At 36.6% G+C, this 19720-nt stretch carries 5 protein-coding genes; all 5 read right to left on the reverse strand.

What is annotated here, in order from left to right; all coding sequences use genetic code 11:
- Positions 1 to 20: 20 nt before the first annotated feature.
- The 5 genes from BUA98_RS08315 to rpsR all read right to left on the reverse strand — a co-directional run bounded on the left by BUA98_RS08315 (position 21) and on the right by rpsR (position 19718).
- Positions 21 to 13817, reverse strand: a complete 13797-nt coding sequence (locus BUA98_RS08315) for an Ig-like domain-containing protein (RefSeq protein WP_139256998.1) — start codon at positions 13815 to 13817, stop codon at positions 21 to 23.
- A gap of 1242 nt (positions 13818 to 15059) precedes the next feature.
- Positions 15060 to 15533 (reverse strand): DUF6495 family protein, encoded by a 474-nt coding sequence (locus BUA98_RS08320; RefSeq protein ID WP_072971138.1) that lies wholly within the window; start codon positions 15531 to 15533, stop codon positions 15060 to 15062.
- Between the two features lie 110 nt (positions 15534 to 15643).
- Positions 15644 to 18814 carry a TonB-dependent receptor gene (locus tag BUA98_RS08325; RefSeq protein ID WP_072971139.1) on the reverse strand — a complete coding sequence of 1057 codons (3171 nt, stop codon included), beginning with the start codon at positions 18812 to 18814 and terminating at the stop codon, positions 15644 to 15646.
- 100 nt (positions 18815 to 18914) lie between these two features.
- On the reverse strand, positions 18915 to 19355 hold the full coding sequence (rplI, locus tag BUA98_RS08330; protein ID WP_072971140.1) for a 50S ribosomal protein L9: 441 nt from the start codon (positions 19353 to 19355) through the stop codon (positions 18915 to 18917).
- A gap of 66 nt (positions 19356 to 19421) precedes the next feature.
- Entirely contained in the window at positions 19422 to 19718 is a 297-nt protein-coding gene (gene rpsR / locus BUA98_RS08335; protein ID WP_002987043.1) for a 30S ribosomal protein S18, read from the reverse strand.
- Between the last annotated feature and the right edge of the window lie 2 nt (positions 19719 to 19720).

A 19720-nucleotide genomic window follows, 5' to 3' on the forward strand; every position in this document is an offset into this window, starting at 1 on the left:
TAGATGATTAATATAGCTGCTTATCTCATTATAGATAACCATCCTTTTTTAACCGTTCCGTTTCCAATGTCTATCACATAAAAATAAGTACCTGTAGGCAACATATCTCCTCTATTTATAACTCCAGATACATTGGCAGTTCCGTTCCAATCATTTTCATAATGTTGTTTGCTGTATACTAATGCACCATATCTGTTATAAACTTTTAACTCATTGTTTGGATAGGATTCAATACAGTCTATTCTGAAAAGATCATTTGTTCCGTCATTATTTGGAGTAAACTCGTTATAAACGGTCAAACAAACAGGCTCAACAGAAGCTGAAGCAGTATTGTTTGTTGCATCAACATCTAAAGGAGTTGAAATTTCAATAGTTGCAACATTTAAGTAATCACCTGCAGGTAATACTTCAGCTACGATCGTAAGGGTTACGCTTTGACCAGCATTTAGTGTTGGAATTGTCCAAAGTGTTGTTGTTGGATCGTATGTTCCTGAAGTTGTGCTTGTACTAACTAAGTCATAACCGCTAGGCAATAAATCACTTATCACAGTATTTATAAAATTACCTTCCCCAACATTATTCACTGTTACAGTAAAGGTCACCTGCTCTCCAAAATTTGGTTTAGGATTATTAACTGTATTCGTAATTGTTAAATCAGAACATGTAGCTACAACCACATTTAGAGATTTAGTCGTAGTTTCATCACAGTTATTGGTATATGTTACTGTTACAGTACCAGGCCCCACATCAGACCATGAAATAGTTGCAGAACCATCAGCATTACCTCCGCCTGAAGTAATTGTTCCGTTTGTTACTGACCACACATAATTGGATTTTCCATTCGCAATTGAATATGTTACACCTTGGAAAACACAAGGAGTATCATCAGAAGATGCAAGTTGTACTAAAGCATCATCTTCGAAATTGATTGTTACTCCAAGTCTTGTGGCACTAGCACAACCATTTGTTGTGTTATTAAGTGCTGTTGCATAATATGTTCCAGCTGTAAGCTGTGTATTAGCTGCTAAAGGTGTACCTCCAGTTGCTGAAGAATACCAAACTATATCTGTCTCGTTTACCAATATATCAACAAGCGTTGGCAATTTAGACAAACAGAATGTTTGTGTAGTTCTTGGTGTAGTTACTACACGAGGGACATTCACATTTACTACAACTGCTAATCTTACTGGATTTTCACAGCTCACTGTACTTGCGACAGCACCATAATAAGTTCCGGTAACCAAAGCTGTTGTTGCTGGCAACGCAGTTCCGCCAGTTGCTGTACTATACCAAATTACATTTGCTTCATTAACCTGAATATCAGCAACGGTAGATGTGTTTAATGTACAGAAGTTTTGAGTGCCAGAATTTGTAGTTGGTGTCGCGGCAGGGTTTACAATTGTTATAGTTACCTGCAAACGAGTTGCACTTTTACATCCAGTTACAGCATCTGTAATTTCTCCAAAATAGATACCAGACGTTAAAGTTGTCGTTGTTGGAATTGGTGTTCCGCCACTAGCACTGCTGAACCAAACAACATTACTTTCGTTTACCTGAATATTAGCAAACGTTGGAGCAATGTTTATACAAAAACTCTGAGCAACATTATCCGTTGTTGGAGTATTTGAACTTCCAACAGTAACTGTTACTTTTAGTCTTATACTACTTTCACAACCTGTAGTTGCATCTTTTAAAGCTGCATAATAATCTCCATTTACTAAAGCTGTAGTTGAAGCAATTGCTGTTCCACCGGTTAAAGCTGTGTACCAAACAACATTACTTTCGTTAACCTGAATGTCTCCAACAGTTGGATTATTTTCAGAACAGAAAGCTTGAGCAAGAGCTGTTGTCGTTGGTGTAGCCGGATCAGTTACACTGATAGTTACTGATAATCTTGCAGTGCTTTCGCATCCTGTTGCTGGATCTTTGATTACTGCAAAATAAGTTCCGCTTGTAAGTGCATTAGTCGATGGAATAACTGTTCCACCAGTTAATGCTGTATACCAAACTATATTGGCTTCATTCAACTGAACACTTGCAAATGTTGGCGCATCTGCCAAACAGAAGTTTTGAGTTCCAGCCGTTACCAAGGTTGGTGTACCTGGATCGGTAACACTAATCGTTACTGATAATCTTGCAGCGCTTTCACATCCTGTTGTTGGATCTTTGATCACTGCAAAATAAGTTCCACTTGTCAAGGCATTTGTTGATAGAATAACTGTTCCACCTGTTAAAGCTGTGTACCAAACTATATTGGCTTCATTCAACTGAATGCTTGCAAATGTTGGTGCATCTGCCAAACAGAAGTTTTGTGTGCCAGCAGTTACTAAAGTTGGTGTACCCGGGTCAGTTACGTTAATCGTAACTGATAATCTTGCAGCGCTTTCGCATCCTGTTGTTGGATCTTTGATTACTGCAAAATAAACCCCACTAGTCAATGTCGCTGTTGCTGGAATTAAAGTTCCTCCGCTTAATGAATCATACCATACTATATTTGCTTCATTCAACTGAACACTTGCAAATGTTGGTGCATCTATCAAACAGAAGTTTTGAGTTCCTGCCGTTACCAAGGTTGGTGTACCTGGATCGGTAACACTAATCGTTACTGATAATCTTGCAGTACTTTCGCATCCTGTTATTGGATCTTTGATTACTGCAAAATAAGTTCCGCTTGTAAGTGTATTAGTTGATGGAATTACTGTTCCACCTATTAAAGCTGTGTACCAAACTATATTGGCTTCATTCAACTGAACACTTGCAAATGTTGGCGCATCTGCCAAACAGAAGTTTTGAGTTCCTGCTGTTACCAAGGTTGGTGTACCAGGATCGGTAACACTAATCGTTACTGATAATCTTGCAGCGCTTTCGCATCCTGTTATTGGATCTTTGATCACTGCGAAATACGTTCCGCTTGTAAGTGCATTAGTTGATGGAATAACTGTTCCACCTGTTAATGCAGTATACCAAACTATATTGGCTTCATTCAACTGAATGCTTGCAAATGTTGGTGCATCTGCCAAACAGAAGTTTTGTGTGCCAGCAGTTACTAAAGTTGGTGTACCCGGGTCAGTTACGTTAATCGTAACTGATAATCTTGCAGCGCTTTCACATCCTGTTGTTGGATCTTTGATCACTGCGAAATACGTTCCGCTTGTAAGTGCATTAGTTGATGGAATAACTGTTCCACCTGTTAATGCAGTATACCAAACTATATTGGCTTCATTCAACTGAATGCTTGCAAATGTTGGTGCATCTGCCAAACAGAAGTTTTGAGTTCCTGCTGTTACCAAGGTTGGTGTACCAGGATCGGTAACACTAATCGTTACTGATAATCTTACAGCACTTTCACATCCTGTTGCTGGATCTTTGATTACTGCAAAATAAGTTCCGCTTGTAAGCGCATTAGTTGATGGAATTACTGTTCCGCCAGTTAATGCTGTATACCAAACTATATTCGCTTCATTCAACTGAACACTTGCAAATGTTGACGCATCTGCCAGACAGAAGTTTTGAGTTCCAGCCGTTACCAAGGTTGGTGTACCAGGATCGGTAACACTAATCGTTACTGACAATCTTGCAACGCTTTCGCATCCTGTTATTGGATCTTTGATTACTGCAAAATAAGTTCCGCTTGTAAGTGTATTAGTTGATGGAATTACTGTTCCACCTGTTAAAGCTGTGTACCAAACTATATTGGCTTCATTAAACTGAACACTTGCAAATGTTGGTGCATCTGCCACACAGAAGTTTTGTGTGCCAGCAGTTACTAAAGTTGGTGTACCCGGGTCAGTTACGTTAATCGTTACTGATAATCTTGCAGCACTTTCGCATCCTGTTGTTGGATCTTTGATTACCGCAAAATAAGTTCCGCTTGTAAGTGTATTAGTTGATGGAATTACTGTTCCACCTGTTAAAGCTGTGTACCAAACTATATTGGCTTCATTCAACTGAATGCTTGCAAATGTTGGCGCATCTATCAAACAGAAACTTTGAGTTCCAGCCGTTACTAAAGTTGGTGTACCAGGATCGGTAACACTAATCGTTACTGACAATCTTGTAGCGCTTTCGCATCCTGTTGTTGGATCTTTGATTACTGCGAAATAAGTTCCGCTTGTAAGCGCATTAGTTGATGGAATTACTGTTCCGCCAGTTAATGCTGTATACCAAACTATATTGGCTTCATTCAACTGAACACTTGCAAATGTTGGCGCATCTGCCAAACAGAAGTTTTGAGTTCCTGCCGTTACCAAGGTTGGTGTACCCGGGTCAGTTACGTTAATCGTTACTGATAATCTTGCAGCGCTTTCACATCCTGTTATTGGATCTTTGATTACTGCGAAATAAGTTCCGCTTGTAAGTGCATTAGTCGATGGAATTACTGTTCCGCCAGTTAATGCTGTATACCAAACTATATTGGCTTCATTTAACTGAATACTTGCAAATGTTGGTGCATCTATCAAACAGAAGTTTTGAGTTCCTGCTGTTACCAAGGTTGGTGTACCTGGGTCTGCAACATTAATCGTAACTGATAATCTTGCAGCACTTTCGCATCCTGTTGTTGGATCTTTGATTACTGCAAAATAAGTTCCGCTTGTAAGTGCATTAGTTGATGGAATTACTGTTCCGCCAGTTAATGCTGTATACCAAACTATATTGGCTTCATTCAACTGAATACTTGCAAATGTTGGCGCATCTATTAAACAGAAACTTTGAGTTCCTGCTGTTACCAAGGTTGGTGTACCAGGATCGGTAACACTAATCGTTACTGATAATCTTACCGCACTTTCACATCCTGTTGTTGGATCTTTGATTACTACAAAATAAGTTCCGCTTGTAAGCGCATTAGTTGATGGAATTACTGTTCCACCTGTTAAAGCTGTGTACCAAACTATATTGGCTTCATTTAACTGAATACTTGCAAATGTTGGCGCATCTGCCAGACAGAAGTTTTGAGTTCCAGCCGTTACTAAAGTTGGTGTACCAGGATCGGTAACACTAATCGTTACTGACAATCTTGTAGCGCTTTCGCATCCTGTTGTTGGATCTTTGATTACTGCGAAATAAACCCCACTAGTCAATGTCGCTGTTGCTGGAATTAAAGTTCCTCCGCTTAATGAATCATACCATACTATATTTGCTTCATTCAACTGAACACTTGCAAATGTTGGTGCATCTATCAAACAGAAGTTTTGAGTTCCTGCCGTTACCAAGGTTGGTGTACCAGGATCGGTAACATTAATATTAATAGCCAATCTAACAATACTTTCACAAGTAGTTATAGGATCTTTTATTGCTGCGTAATACGTTCCGGATGTTAATACTGTTGTTACTGGAATTAAATTTCCACCAGTTATAGCATCGTACCAAACAATATTGGTAGCCGGGCTAACATTTATACTTGCAAATGTCGGCGCATCTGCTAAACAGAACTCCTGAGTCGTATCTGTAATTACCGGAGTACCAGGATCTGTAACACTAATATTAATAGCCAATCTAACATTACTTTCACAGGTTGTTGTTGGATCTTTTATTGCTGCATAATACGTTCCTGATGTTAATGTTGCTGTTGATGCAATTAGGTTTCCACCAGTTAGAGCATCATACCAAACAATATTTGTGGCCGGGCTAACATCTATACTTGCAAATGTTGGTGCATTAACCACACAGAATTCCTGAGTCGTTCTGTTAATTATTGGAGTTCCAGGATCAGTCACACTGATATTAATAGCCAATCTAACATTACTTTCGCAAGTTGTCGCCGGATCTTTTATGGCTGCGTAATATGTTCCACTTGTCAATACTGTTGTGGATGGAATTACTGTTCCACCTACTAAAGCGGTGTACCAAACGATATTTGCCGCAACTGCCGGACTTACATTAATTGTGCTAAATGTCGGTGCATTTACCAAACAGAATTCCTGATCGGTATCTGCAATTACTGGTGTTCCAGGATCTGTTACACTAATTGAAATAGCCAATCTAACATTGCTTTCGCAAGTTGTTGTTGGATCTTTTATAGCTGCATAATATGTTCCACTTGTCAATACTGTTGTTGATGGAATTAAATTTCCACCTGTTAGAGCATCATACCAAACAATATTTGTCGCCGGGCTAACATTTATACTTGCAAATGTTGGCGCATTTACCAAACAAAATTCCTGAGTAGTATCTGTAATAATTGGCGTACCTGGATCAGTTACACTAATTGTAATAGCTAATCTAACACTACTTTCACAAGTAGTTATCGGATCTTTAATTGCTGCATAATACGTTCCTGATGTTAATGTCGCTGTTGAAGCTATTAAGTTTCCACCATTTAACGCATCATACCAAACAATATTTGTGGCCGGGCTAACATCTATACTTGCAAAAGTTGGAGCATTTACCAGGCAAAATTCCTGAGTAGTATCTGTAATAATTGGTGTACCTGGATCAGTTACTGTTACTGTAACTAATAATCGGACTGAACTTTCGCAACCAGTAATCGGATCTAAAATTCCTGCATAATAAGGACCATTAGCCAAGGCTGTTGTTGTTGCCAATGCAGTTCCTCCACTTGGTATGTTATACCATACTACATTTGCTTCATTTACCTGAAGATTAGCAATTGTTGGATTACTAACCTGACAGAAATCCTGAGTTGAGTCAGTAGTTGTTGGTGTTTCTGGGTCATTAACAGTTACAGTAACGACTTTAAGTTCACCGTTTTTATTCTGACATGTATTATCACTTGAAACCGCTACATAATAAGCCATAGGACTCATAGCTGTCGTTAATCCTGCAGCTGTCAAAACTCCAGTGCCGCTAATTGTATAGCTTACCCCACCTATTACACCAGTAAAGACAGGTTGAGTTTTATTAGCATCTAAATACCAGAAATATACAGGATTTGCTAAAGTACTTGTCGGTGTCAAGGTAGCAACTGTATTGTGGCAAATAGAAGCATTGTCTACTACGATATCAGTTTCAAGTGAACTTGGTAAAATCGTGAATGTAACTAATTTTCTATCTGCTGGCGCAGTTGCACAAAATTGTGTTGAACTAACTCCAACATAATAGGTATACGTTCCTGGGGCTAATCCAATCAATTCTAATTTTGCTGTTGATTCGCTTAGCGCAGTTTGAGTTGTACCATTAAAACTATACCAATGATAGACAGGATTTGTTAGGGCTGGCGTTCCACTTAAAAATGCATCCAATGTGACTGTACCACTTTCACTACAAATGATAGTGTTATTTCCTCCATTTATTGTCACATTTGCTATTGCAGTTGCAGGAGTTGTTGGACCTATTACTACCGTAACTTCTCCTCTTTCTAAAGCAGGACATCCGTAACGAATTGGCTGGATATAATATTTATAAGTACCAGCAGCTAATGTAGCAGGAAGTGTAAACGTTTGACCATTAGCCACTACATTTCCTCCTGTTGGAGAATCATACCAGACATAATTAGCACAAGCTTTTGTGTCAACTGCGAGCTCCAGCTCTTGTCCTGGACAAGCAGTAATATTATTATCGTCGTCACTACCATTAACTTTAGTATTAGTTACACGATCAATAGTATGAACCCTAAGCTGATCTATTAAGGTAGCAGCACCTCCAAATGTAATTACTACCTTGTCATATGGCTGTGTTTGTGGTGAGATAATTGTCATTGCCATCGTATCACCAGAAAGTAGTTTCAAAGTCAATAAACTGCTATTACTTTGTATTGGTCCACCAACAGCTATATTTCCAGAATAAAGCTGAATAGTAAATCCTCCAAGTAAACCAACTGTCAACACTGTTTGTGGTTTTGAAATCGTAATTCGCAAACTATCTCCCACCATTGAAGGTGTTCTAAAAGTTGCAGTTAATTCGGCTGCAGCAAGTACTCCTACTCCCGTAAACATGGTTGCATAAGTAGAAACGTCGCCATCAGCTACATTAAATGGATTAGAAACACCCACTGTAGATGTTAATGCTCCAACTCCTAAATCTCTTACTCCAGAGAAAACATCTTCTATATCACCTTGTCCACAAGCGATTTGTGTTACTTGTTTTTTGTAATAAGCGTCATAGACATTTACATTTTGCGCTACGCTTAAGATAGAGCCAAGTTGTACTCTAATACCATCATAATCCTGAGGACCAGAGCCATTAGAAGGAACAAATGTATATTCAAATGAGTTTTGACCTGGTAATAAATTCAACAATGATCCTGATACGGATTGTAAAACTCCAATGTCAATAGGATTATTAGATCCATCACGTTTAGTACCTACTACAGAAACATTCTGTCCTACTGCAAGGACGCTATTTTCTAAACCTAGTTTTACTGTAACCGGAGTTCCTTTAGGAATAGTTGTTGGCCATTGTAAATTTTGCCAGGTAGTTCCGATTCCTAAAAGGCCTAAACCTGTTGTTATTGTAGAGTAAGTACTCGGATTACCATCAGCACCCAACGTTCCATTTGTTACTACTCCTGTAATAATTGAATCTGATGATTGAGAATTAGCATAGACTCTTTCTAATAATACATCGCAATCTACAGGATCAATAACACTAATAGTTACCGTCTGGCTAGTGGTACAAGATCCATTACTGGCAATTACTGTATAAGTATAAATACCTACAGTACTAAGAACTCCAGTATTATTTGATGGTAAAGGATTCCCCTGAGGATCGTACCAAGTGATTGTTCCATTGGATGTTGCTGCCAAAGCCGCCGAAGATCCTTTTGTAATTACTACAGAACTTGTAACTCCTGTTAATGTTGGTAATGGATTTACCGTCACTGTTACCGGTAATTTAACCGATGGACAATCAACACCCGCTGTTTGAGCCTGAATTGAATAAATTCCGGTAACGGTAATATTCTCTGCAGCTAAATCTGTTATTGGATTATTTGATGGATCAAAGAAAGTATAAGTAGTGTTTCCTGATACATCAAAATTTGTGATAGCATCTTTTAGATTAGCTTTACCACAACGAACAAGTGGAGTTTGAACTGTTAAAGCAGAACCTGTTGGATAATTTACAACCACTTCTTTCAAAGTTCCATTTATATTCTCACAAACACCTCCGTTAAGAACAGAAACATAATAAGTATAAGGAGCATTTGCAGCAATAAGTCCACTAATAGTTAAAGCACCTGTTGTACCATCTTTAACATAAGTTACTCCGCCAACAGTTCCTGATGTAATCTCAACTGTTTTATTTTGATCTGTATAATATTTAAATGTCGCTCCAGCTAAAGCCGATGTTGGAGCCAAAACAATACCTCCCCCACAAGAAGCCGTCAAAGGACTTGCAATTGTAATATTTGCATCCGTTGGAACATCTAATACATTAACCGTAACAGGTTGACGAACACTATTAATACATGTACCACGTGCTGCTTCTAAATAATAAGTTGTGGTAGAAGTTAATGAAAGAGTTGGATTAACAGCCACTATATTTCCACCAGTTGGAGCATCATACCAGGCAAATGTTTCTGTTCCAGTAGAAGATGCAGATAATGTAGCAGTTCCTCCTGAACAAATTGGCGCTGCTGCTCCGGTTATTGTAGCATTTGGAAATCTATAAGAAGCGTCATAAATTCTTAAAGTAGTTAATAAACCAACTAATGCTCCCAATCTGATATCAACTCTATTAAATGCTGCAGTTGCTGGATAACTAACCTTAAATTTATTTCCTGACAAAACCTGTAAATTCAATAGACTATTGTTTACTGCAAGCCTTCCAGGATTTGCAACCCCTCCATTTGAAGTTCCTATACTTACAGATCCTAATAATGCTATATCAGCAAGTCCACCAGGTAATTCTAATATGACATCAATAATGTCTCCCGTCTGACCAGGTGTTGCAAAAGTTAGTTCTTGTTGTATATATGAATTAAGAACCCCCGCAGTAATAGTCAGAGAAGCAAATGTATTTGCATTTCCATCAATAGAATTACCCGTATTACTACCATTACATAAAACACATAATAAGCCAGGGTCAACAGTTACAGCTTCCGTACTTGGCTGTAAACAAGTACTAACTGTACTAATTACTATTACATTAATTGCAGCTCTAGTACTACTAGTACAGTCTGATGAAGATCTCGCTTGTACATAAAACGTTCTATTGGTATTTAGAGTCGGAGTAGTATAAGTGCTAGAATTTGGTTGCAAAAGATTTCCGCCCGTTGGTGCATCATACCAATCATAAGTAATTCCTGAGGTAGTTGCAACTGATAAAGTAACTGTCTGACCAGACTGAATAATTACATTTGAGGAAGTAGGAACAGGCACTGAAGGTCTTGGATTTACATTTACCGGAACCGATGTACGAGTTGGACTTAAACAAGTACCAATTACAGCCTCAACATGATAAGTTATAGAAGCTGATAAAGATGGTGTTGTGTAAGATGTACCTGTAAATAATAAGTTTCCACCAGTGGCAGCATCATACCAATTATAGATAGTGCCGACAACTGGTGATTGTACAACTATTGTCGTTGTTCCTCCACTACATACATTTAAAGGACTAGCAACAACCGTTGCTGGTGCCACAGGATTAGTAACTGTAATAGTAATAGGATTTCTTTCACTATTTATACAACCATTACGAGTAAGTTCGACATAATAAGTTGTGTTGGCTGTTAAGGCAGGAGTTGTATAGTTAGCTGTACTGGACAATAAAGTTCCTGCTGTTGCAGCATCATACCAGCTGATTGTTTCACCTGCATCTAATGATGCTGTCAAAGTAGTTGTTCCGCTACAAATAGTTTTATTTCCTGAAATTACAGGTGCTTTATATCTGTAAGTTGCCTGATAAATGTCTAAACTCGTTAGAGCTGTTACTATTCCACCCAGTCTTATTTCGACACGATTAAAATTGGCTCCGGCAACTATGCTGGCTTTAAAACGATTTCCCGATAGTAATTGTAAAGTAACCAAGGAGTTATTTAGAAAAACCCTATCGCCATTATAAGTACTTCCATTATAAGTTGCCAAACTAACCGCTCCTAATAATGAAAGATCGGCAATTCCACCCGGCAATTCCAATTCAACATCTACAATATCTCCTGCTTTTCCAGGATTATTAAATTGTAAGGTTTGCTGAATCCATCCGTTTAATAAACCTACCGGAAGAGTAAGTCTGGCCGCAGTAGCAATATTTCCATCTACAGAATTGTTTGGTGTTGCTGAAGAACAAAGTAAACACAATCCGTTTTGCGTTGTTTGTTGACTATTGGCTTCTAAACAAGTTCCTAAGGGAGTTGCCAAAACTGTAACTGTAACAGGTACTCTGGTGGCACTTACGCAGCCACCAACAGTATTGCGTGATTCAACATAATAAGTTTTAGTCGCTGTTAAAATAGGAGTTGTAAAAGTATTTGAATCTCCTAATAATTTTGTTCCATCTGTTGGAACATCATACCAGTCCAAAACAACATTTGCCTCAGTAGTTGAAGCATTTAAAGTCGCATTTTGCCCGGATAATATCGATACACTTTGTGTCAGTACCGTTGCTAGTGCAGGAATTGGTGTTGAAGTAACAGTAACCGTAGTTCGGGTTGATGAACTACATGCCCCAATTGATGCTTCTACATAAAAAGTAGTAACACCGGTTGGTACAGTTGGTGTATATGTAGTTCCCGTTGCCAGGGCTACGCCTCCCGTTTGTACATCATACCAGGAATAGGTTGTTCCGGCTACCGGATTTGCAACAGATAACGTAGTCGCCTGCGTTGGTCCTGAAGAACAAATCGTCGTGCCGGTAGTACTGATAGTAGGTAACACAGGGTCGGTAATGGTTATGATAACAGGATTTCTTTCACTATTTACACAGCCATTACGAGTAATTTCAACATAATAAGTTGTGTTGGCTGTTAAGGCAGGAGTCGTGTATGCATCTGTACTGGACAATAAAGTTCCTGCTGTTGCAGCATCATACCAGCTGATTGTTTCACCTGCATCCAATGTTGCTGTCAAAGTGGTGGCAGTTCCACTACAAATAGTTTTATTGCCTGAAATTACAGGTGCTTTATATCTGTAAGTTGCCTGATAAATATCTAAACTCGTTAGAGCTGTTACCACTCCACCTAATCTAATTTCGACACGATCAAAATTGGCTCCGGCAACAACACTTGCTCTAAAGCGATTTCCTGATAGTAATTGCAAAGTAACCAAAGGGTTATTAGTAAAAATTCTATCATTGTTGTATGTTGCTCCATTATAAGTTGCCAAACTAACCGCTCCTAATAATGAAATATCGGTAATTCCACCCGGCAATTCCAATTCAACATCTACAATATCTCCTGCTTTTCCAGGATTATTAAATTGTAAGGTTTGCTGAATCCATCCGTTTAATAAACCTACCGGAAGAGTAAGTCTGGCCGCAGTAGCAATATTTCCATCTACAGAATTATTTGGTGTTGTTGAAGAACAAAGTAAACACAATCCGTTTTGCGTTGTTTGTTGACTATTGGCTTCTAAACAAGTTCCTAAGGGAGTTGCCAAAACTGTTACTGTAACAGGTACTCTGGTGGCACTTACGCAGCCACCAATAGTATTGCGTGATTCAACATAATAAATTTTAGTTGCAGTTAAAGCTGGAGTTATAAAAGTATTTGAATTTTCTAATAATCTCGTTCCTCCTGTTGGAACATCGTACCAGTCCAAAACAACATTTGCTTCAGTAGTTGAAGCATTTAAAGTAGCATTTTGTCCCGATAATATTGATACACTTTGTGTCAGTACCGTTGCTAGTGCAGGAACTGGTGTTGAAGTAACAGGAACAGCAGTTCGTGTTGGTGTTTTACATGCTCCAATTGATGCTTCTACATAAAAAGTAGTAACACCTGTTGGTACAGTTGGTGAATAAGTTGTTCCTGTTGCCAGGGCTATACCGCCAGCTGGCACACTAAACCAGGAATAGGTTGTTCCGACTACCGGGTTTTCGACTGATAATGTAGTCGCCTGAGTTGGTCCTGAAGAACAAAATGTGGTCCCTGTACTGCTAATAATTGGCAATATAGGATCAATAACGTTTATGGTTACCGGTAATCGCTCGTCGCTTTCGCAATCGCCAACTCTTGAAGTACTTACATAATAAGTAGTTGTAGTTGTTAAAGCGGGAGTAGTAAATGTGCCAACGTTTGAAAGTGCCGTGGTTGATGTTGGAGAATCATACCAGGCTAATGTTGTTCCTGCTGCCGCAGTTGCTGAAAGTGCAATAGATTGGCCCGAGCATATTGATTGTGTCTCACCTCCCGTAATAGTAGGCTTTGCAAATTGCAAGCGCACATCATAAATCCTTAAGCTTACCAATACAGATAAAAGTCCTCCAGATTGAATCTGAATCTGATTTGCATCTCCTGGTAGTGTATATCTTATTACTGCAGAATTGGTAGCAGATAATAATTGAAGATTTAATAGCGGATTATTCATCGCTACCGGGCCACCAACATTTGTTGATCCATTTTTTGCCTGAATAGTTGCATTTGCCAACAAATCAACATCTAGCAGTCCATTACCTTCACCAAAATATATAACTATTTGGTCGCCTGCCTTTGCAGTCTGGCTAAAATGTAATGTCTCTTGTGCAAAACACAGCAAACCAAGCGTATTTGTAATCGACGCGTAAGTTGTCATGCTCGAATCGAATGCATTATTGGGATTCGTCACACTCATTCCTACACATAAAACACCACCCGTACTATTTGTCTGGGAATCTGGTCTACAAAAGGTTTGTGCAAAGTTTTTATTACAAAAGAGTAATAAAAAGAGTAAAAATAACAATCTCTTCTTTACAATGAGATCATAAAAAGTAAAAGTTTTTTTCATAATTTGGAAGATTAGAAAATGGACAATAAAATACCTGTTGCGATAAGCACGTATGCTTAGGCAATTTTAAAAAACGTTAATAATCAGCTACTTAAAATGAAATTTAAAATATCAGATGTCTACTATTTTAAACTACATTTCATTAAAAAAATCGCGTATACAGAAGTATACAAAGACCACTTCTTATTCTTTTGAATAAAAAATGTCTCAAAAACTTTGGTGGAATATTGATATGAATCAATTTCCAAATAAACAGAGTGATTTGTTAGGTAGTTAATTTTCAGAAAAGAAAATCTATGTCTATTAGCAGAATTTGGGGAATTCTATTAAATATTGAGAGTATGTGTCAATTCGATAAAATGTTGATTAGACACCTTATCATTATTTAGAAAATTTACAAAATTCTAAAATTTGAAAACATTATTTAATATCAAGGATTATCAATAAAAAAATTACGACAATACCTTTTATATACAAAACCGCAGACTGGGCTTGTTACATAAAAAGCTGACGTAATATTGACTTTTTTGAAAAACGTTTATAATTAGATTGAAATTTGCTTTTTTTTGCACAAGCTTAATTCTATCTGAAAGAATAAAAAATAAGGCTAAAATAATTTGAAGACCTAATGCAAATTTGATAAGTAGAGTAATTGTCAATTCCATAAGCAAATTAATTAAGTTATTTTAAAAAAACCTTTAAGCTCTAATGCAATAAAAAATCTTTACTAATATTTTATTTCATTCAAAAAGGAAAGGAAATTTAGTTCTCATAAAGTGTCTTTGCAAAAACATTTTGTTTAACCTTTCTTTCACTAAAATTAATTAAAATGAAAATATAAAACAAGAATAAAATTCTTATTTTTTAAATTATAAAAAATAGCTATGTGTTAAAATGGGGTGCAAAATAGCAGGAAAAATGGCACTTTTACGGATAAAACAAACGTTAATACATCACAAAAAAAAATTAATATATTTTAACAGAGTGCAATAAAAGAAAGTTTAAACTTACAAAAATAAAAAGTATTCGATTGAAACAGGCTTAAACAAGTAGATTTTAACTTATATAACATTGATTATCAATAAAAAAGATATTTTATTTCATTATTGAGAAAAAAAGCGTAGAAATACGGGGTAAAAAAAATATAAAAGTTTAAACAAAAGTTAAAAAAATAAAAAAAGACAAACAATTTAACAATCATTGTTTGCCTTTCTTAGAGCTTATTTTTGACTTACTTAAATCTTAAGATTCCAAAATAGTATTAATTTGTTTGAACAATTGACCGTCACTTAAAAAAGCACCTTGCTGAATCAATTCAAAAATAGATGCATTTCTGTCTTCAGTAAATACTTTTTTTCCAACTTTCATTTCAATCGTTTCTGTAAACATATTATCACTTAGCCATTGCAAACCATCCTTAGTTAAAAAATCTGTTTCCGGAACCATTGATTTTAATACTATTGACTGAACGTGTGTTTCAAAACATTGAAACAAAAAGATGTGATTTTTTGAAAAATGCTCTAAAAATTCTGCTCTTGATAAAACACCTTCCCAGATCAAATCAGAAAAAACATCTAGTTCCTGTTCAGCAACCTCAGGTTTATTTATTTTAAGAGAATCCCATTCCGCTTTATCAATAGCCTGTGTAGCCAAAAAGCTGGCAAATTCTGCGTGCAATTCATCAAATTGCTCTTTTGTAAGTCTTGCGTATTTCATTTATTTTTTTCTTTAAACATTCTAAAAAGAGCTTTACCATTTTTTGCTGTAAATATTCAAAAAAAAGCCCCCGCAAATGCGAGGGCAAATTTATAACTTTTTTTCCTTTACTAGAAAATGTATCTGATACCAAATTGCATTTGCCATCTTGATGTTAAACTGGCATCATAGCTAAACGTTTTTGTTGGTGCATTATTGAAGGTATAAGTTGGTGTATTTCCTGCAACAGTCACACCAATTGGCTGAACACTGGTTGGAACCTGAACAACTCCCCAATCTGAGTTTATAAAATTTCCGAAATTCAAAATATCAATGCTAAATTGAATTGTATTCTTTTTTTCTGAAGCAGATGAAACTCTAAAATTATAATCTTGTAATAGCTTTAAATCGCATCTTCCTCTCCATGGAGATATTGCCCCATAACGATCTGCATATTGTCCTCTTCTGTCTCTCATATACTTATCCTGAGCTATAAATTTATCAAAAGCGTCAGCCTGACCAGCTCCACTAAAAGTCATCTGGCCAATTTCTGCAGTTGTAGGTATATATATTAAATCATTTACAGATGAACCGTCTCCATTAATATCGCCTCCATAGGTATAATTAAAACGTCCTCCCTGTGCATATTCTAAGAATGTTGAAACTGTGGTTGCCCACTTGTCATGTCCATATTTCCATTTTTTGGTAGCCACTCCAATGAAACGATGATTATCACCGTACTTAGAATTTGACAATACATCATTATTTACATTTCCAAGCGCTGGATTAAAAGCGAAAGCATCTCCTGTAATTTCTGCCTCAATAGAATTCACATCTTTTGATTTCAAATAATTATAAGCAACACTAGCATACAAACCATTTTCGAAAGTTTTTTGCAATTTAACCGTTGCATTGAAAGCGCTTCCCTTATCTGAATTAGTCATGACATAAGCATCATTTGCTCCGTGATCTGCCGCAACATAAATTGCTCTGTTATCTACTCCTGCTAAAGTTCCTGTCGGATCTTTCAATCCCCAGTTTTGAACATGCACTGCATTGATATCTTTATTATAAGACAAGTCTAATGTTACAATATAATTACTTTCAAAACGATGATCGAATCCTAAACTTGTTCTCCAAACTTGTGGCCATTTATAATCCGGATCCATAATTTGCAGGAAACTATCATCAGCACCACTTACCTGATTCCCTAGCCATACGAAAGGAATTCTTCCTGTAAAAATCCCAGAACCTCCTCGAAGCTGAGAAGTTGCATCGCCTTTAACATCCCAGTTGAAACCAATTCTTGGTGACCATAAAATTCTGTCGCTTGGCAGGTCTGTTGATATTAATTTAACTGCCTCACCAGTTTGCGGATCATAATAATCAATACTGTTATCTCTTCCTGCACCTCCATTATCAGTATCTATATATTTCTGAATCAAATCAGCTGTATTAAAATACAAAGGTTTATCAATTCTTAAACCAAGAGACAATTTAAAATCATCATTTAAACTAATATCATCTTGTGCATAAAATGCCAATTGTCCTACGTTCAGCTCTGCCAGTTTCCATCCACCATCTTCTCCAACTTTAAACTGACTTTTTGTATTAAATGTATCTTGCGCATATTGAAGATTTTGAGCAACGATACTTGTTGCATAAGGCTGAGCAGCATCATTTAAGAAATCCTGCGTAGTAAAATAAGGAGTAAAAAAAGTTCCTGCATAACCATTTGGATTTCCAAAATTGTCATATCCTGCTAAATTAAAAGAATTTTTAAACCCAAATTTTTCAAAAGATGTTCCAAAAGTAAATACATGCTTACCAACAGTATAAGTTAAATTATCTGTAATCTGAAATACCTTCTGGTCTAATGTATTATTGATAGAAAAAGGCTCATGGCCTGCAATGATATAATTAGAACCAGCTCCATCCTGAATATTAATTACGGGAGCAGGAACTGAAAATGGCACTCTGTAATCATTAAAATGAGAGTATCCAGCCTGTAGTTTATTCGAAACTTTTTCACTGAATTTAGAATTTAGTTCAACTAAAAAGGAACTTAAATTATTATTGATTTGATAACCAGAATTTCTAAACTGCAAAATTGAAGCATTTGGCCCTCTGAAACCTAAGGCTGTTGGGTGAGCCGGTTTATCTTTTGAAGCATCCAGGAAATTATAAATAACAGCTAATTTATGATTGTCATTAATATTCCAGTCTACTTTAATAATTCCTTTATTAGAATTAGATTCGTGCAAAAATCCTTGATAAGCACCTGTATCATATCCCAAAGTGGCCAATGCATTTGAAACCGCAATTAAATCAGATTCCATAACTCTTGATTCATTAATTCCGGTTACACCATCATTATTGTTTGCAACGAAATTTGATCCTAAATCGCTTCGTTTATCGATTTCAAAATTTCCAAAAATGAATAATTTGTCTTTAATGATTGGCGCCCCTAAACTAAATCCTGCCTGAGTTTGCTCTAATGTTGGTACAAATATTTTTTCCCCTTTTATTTTACTTCCCGTTAAATCTTCATTTCTATAAAAAGCATAAGCTGTACCGTGAAATTCATTTGTCCCTGATTTTGTAACGGCATTTACGGAAGCCCCTGTAAAACCAGAAAGCGTTACATCGTAAGGTGCAGTCGCCACCTGAATTTGCTCAATTGCATCTAATGAAATTGGCTGAGCACCAGTTTGACCTCCCGGAGTTGCTGCATCTAATCCAAATGGATTATTAAAAACAGCTCCATTTAAAGAATAATTGTTATACTGATCATTTCTTCCTCCAAAAGAACCTCCACTTGCCGTTGGCTCTAATCGGGTAAAGTCTTCGGCAGATCTTGAAATGGTTGGCAAAGCCGTCAATTCCCTTCTGCCAATTGTAGTTTCAGCACCCGTTTTACCGCTTTTAAAAACTTTGTCTTTAGAAACAATTTTAACTTCTTCCAATGCCTGACTTGCATCTGCAAGAACCACATCAATATTAAAAGGTTTACCTAAATCAAGATAGATATCATCATATTCCTGATTTTGAAAACCTACAAAACTTACTGTGATTTTGTAAGGACCTCCAATTCTCATGTTTAAAATACTAAACCTTCCATCTTCATTAGAAACGGCTGAATACTTACCTCCTGTTGGAGTATGAATCGCTAAGATCGTAGCACCTGGCAATAGCTCATTGGTGGAGCTTTTTACAATACCTTTAATACTCGATGTTGTCGTTTGCCCAACGGCAGCGGTTAAGGCCAGCAAACATAACAATAATGCAAAGATTTTTTTCATTTTCCTGATTTTGAGTGAGTTATTATTCTCAAAATTAGAAAAAAAAAAACCACTCCTAAGAGTGGTTTTTATATTTTATTAACAAGAAGTTAACAAAATGTTATTTTTCAGCGATAATCTCGTATGGTAAGTCAACGATAACATCTCTGTGTAAACGGATGCTAGCAGAATATTTTCCAGTACGTTTTACGATACCACTAGTGATGAATTTTCTATCAATAGCGTTACCTGATTTCTCTAATGCTTCAGCAATGTCGATGTTTGTGATAGAACCAAAAAGTTTCTCTCCACCAGCTTTTGCAGTAAGTTTAATTTCAAGAGCTTTTAAAGTTTCAGCTAATGCTTTAGCATCAGCAACCACTTTAGCTTCTTTATGTGCTCTTTGTTTTAGGTTTTCAGCTAAAACTTTTTTAGCAGAAGGAGTTGCTAGTGAAGCAAAACCTTGAGGAATTAAAAAGTTACGACCGTAACCAGGCTTTACAGATACTACATCATCTTTAAATCCTAGGTTTTGTACGTCTTGTTTTAAAATAAGTTCCATGTTGTTGTCCTTATATTTTAGAAGTTAGGTTCTGCTTTAACAGAAACCAGCGACTAGAGTTTTTAATTATTTTAATAAATCGGCCACGTATGGCATTAAAGCTAAGTGACGAGCTCTTTTTACAGCTACAGAAACTTTTCTTTGGTATTTTAATGAAGTTCCAGTTAAACGACGAGGAAGAATTTTTCCTTGCTCATTAACGAATTTCAATAAGAAATCAGCATCTTTATAATCGATATATTTGATTCCTGATTTTTTGAAACGACAATACTTTTTAGTTTTGTTAGTTTCAATGTTTAAAGGCGTTAAATATCTGATATCTCCGTCTTTTTTTCCTTTTGCAGATTGCTCTATTGTAGACATAA

The sequence above is a fragment of the Flavobacterium saccharophilum genome, from assembly GCF_900142735.1.
Classification (GTDB): domain Bacteria; phylum Bacteroidota; class Bacteroidia; order Flavobacteriales; family Flavobacteriaceae; genus Flavobacterium; species Flavobacterium saccharophilum.